Consider the following 2,419-nt stretch of genomic DNA (forward strand, 5'->3'; position numbering starts at 1 on the left):
GCGCGGGCCTGTGTAGGGCTTGGGCTCCGGCTCTACACCCCCGAGGGACTGGGGCCCGGGTGACGGGCCACCAGGAGGACGCGGGGGCAGGGCCCGGAACCGCCGGTGCGGTGGGCCGGGAGAACCGGGGTGAGGGTGCTTCAGACCGGGCCGGGATGAACTCTGGAACCAGCCCACACCTCCACTACATCAGATTGATGCGCATGTACCTTTGGCGGAACCGGGCCACACCCTCTGGCAGCCCACCACCTCTGGTGCATCAACCTGATGGGCCGTGTAGAGATTGGGAATCTGAGCCACCACCGGAACTCGCCTTGAGCGCCTTCTGATGTGCGGGTAGAAACACGAACCAATTCATCAACAGCGGCCCCGGAGAAACACTTCCGGGCGGGCACTTATTTCGGGTTAACGGGCGTCACCAAAGTGCCCACGAGAGATCCATAAATAGGTACTCCGGCAGTGGTCGATAGACTGCTGCCACGATGAGCATAGAAAATAGAGAAGACAAGACCGAGACCGCCTGCCGGATCTGCGGGCATGACGACGGCGAGCCGGTATTCGACGCGTACGGCGTCCCTCAGTACGTCATCTGCCCGTGCTGCTACAACGAGTCCGGCATCGGTGATGACAACGTGTCACAGGTTCGTGAGCTGCGTGGCTACTGGGTTGCCAACGGCGCCCAGTGGCACGAGCCGAAACTGCGGCCGGCCGACTGGGATCTACTGAAGCAGCTCGCCAACATCCCGCCTGACTGGCGGTGACCCAGCCCGTCAGGCGCTCCGACGGCGTCGTCGCCGACCGGCCCTTCCACTTCATCACCATGGTCTGCCCCGGCGACAGACTCCGGTGACTCAGCAAAGGTCGCGTCTCTGGTCGCTCCGGGCGGGCGCCCTCCGCCCTGGTCAATGCCAGGTCACAGGACCTTTTTCCGGGGTCCGACGGACACCGACAACTTCCCTGGGGAGCCCCCTGGGGCGTACCGGCCCGTGCCCGGAGCGCTCCGCGGCGGGCCGCGAGAGAGGCCGGCGCCGCGCCGCACGCCTTCCCCGACTCCCCGTCACCCGCCCCGCCCGCCACCTCCAGCAACAGGCCCAGGGACCGAGGGGAAGTCCGAGCCGTGGTGCGCACGGACGCATGCGCTGACCTGGAGAAACGGGCGGCCCGCAGTCGGGGAGGTGCAACAGATGTCGCTACCCATGGCGCTACGGATGCTGCGCGCCCCTCCTGGCCGTCGCGCCCGAGAACCACGCCCAGCACGTCGGCCGGCCGCGCGGCACGGAGCCCGGCATCGAGGCGAGCGGCCCCACCGCGGCAAACTGGTGGTGAGTGCGCGGACCGGCGGTGAGCCCGACGCAGCGCACGCCCTGCACGGGCGCCGGGCGCCGACTACGTCCCTGGGAGACCTTCCTGCGGTCCCCCGCAGCAGATCCACCCGCAACGCATCGTCCGCCGCATCCAGCAGCAGGTGGCCGTCCATAGCCGTATCCCGGACCCGGGTTGACGTCTCCACAGCCGTATCCCGGGGTTCTGGGCCGACCTGACGCCCCATCGGCGTATCCCGGGCCCGGATCGGTGCCCTCCATAGGCATATCCCGGGAGGTGCCTACGGCTTCAGGAGAAAATTGCCCGGCCGATCTCCTCCAGGCCGCCGGGTCCGCTCGATACCTCATCCATCGCCGCCGTGTGCAGGTCCGCCACCAGCCGCTCCGCGAACTCGCGCGCGGCAGTGGGATCGGAGAGGACGAGGCTGTCGAACTGCGCTCGCAGGGCCGCTGACGGCCCTTGATGGGTATCCATGCCCCCTCAACGGCCCACCGGCACCGAACGGAGCGGGCATCGAGGCGGCACCCCACCGACGAACCGTTCCGGCCTCCACCACCGCCACGCCGCCCTGCTGTTGCAGAAAGCCCGAGAGGTCGGCCAGTGAACCCCCCACCCGCCCCACAGAACCACTCGGCGTTTCGGATCAACAGGGCTGGCATGAAAAGGTCATTTACTTATCAACTTAACACAATCAAAGACTAGAGCTAGAGCAAGGAATCCACCCACAAAACGAACCAGGAGTGGAGTGAAGAGGCGGCCCGCATCAAAGGATGATCCTTTGTTCATGTAATATTCGTAAATGCGATAGGCGGAATCCTTGACATTCAGGACGACGAGAATCCCCAGAACCCCTCCGAGGGCGACGCACGCAGCGACCATATATTCAGCAAAAGCCTGGGAATTCGCTGCAATGGCATGCATTCCGATCGGCGATATCATCTTTTATCCGATTCGCGTGTAGAGACATTCCGCATTATGCCGAAAGCCTAGTTTCACATCCTCTAAGAGCTCGTAACACGATCTTGCTGAATCGTCCTGGTAGGCCGTTACCGGTGTGATGATTCGGCCGTTCGTGAGGGTGTGGGTACCCGACCGT

The 2,419-nt window shown here is 64.9% G+C and carries 2 protein-coding genes; one reads left to right on the forward strand and one right to left on the reverse strand.

Annotated elements, in window-relative coordinates; all coding sequences use genetic code 11:
* The first annotated feature begins 482 nt into the window (after positions 1-482).
* Positions 483-761, forward strand: a complete 279-nt coding sequence (locus ACWD3D_RS36090; protein ID WP_451464888.1) for a hypothetical protein — start codon at positions 483-485, stop codon at positions 759-761.
* Positions 762-1,611: 850 nt separating this feature from the next.
* On the opposite strand, the gene ACWD3D_RS36095 is transcribed toward ACWD3D_RS36090, so the two are convergent.
* Entirely contained in the window at positions 1,612-1,797 is a 186-nt protein-coding gene (locus ACWD3D_RS36095) for a hypothetical protein (protein WP_451464889.1), read from the reverse strand.
* Positions 1,798-2,419: the final 622 nt, after the last annotated feature.

The sequence above is a fragment of the Streptomyces sp. NPDC002690 genome (assembly GCF_053592415.1).

Coding starts and splice junctions, on each gene's coding strand:
- ACWD3D_RS36090 (WP_451464888.1), top strand. CDS start 483: ATGAGCATAGAAAATAGAGAAGACAAGACCGAGACCGCCTGCCGGATC.
- ACWD3D_RS36095 (WP_451464889.1), bottom strand. CDS start 1,797: ATGGATACCCATCAAGGGCCGTCAGCGGCCCTGCGAGCGCAGTTCGAC.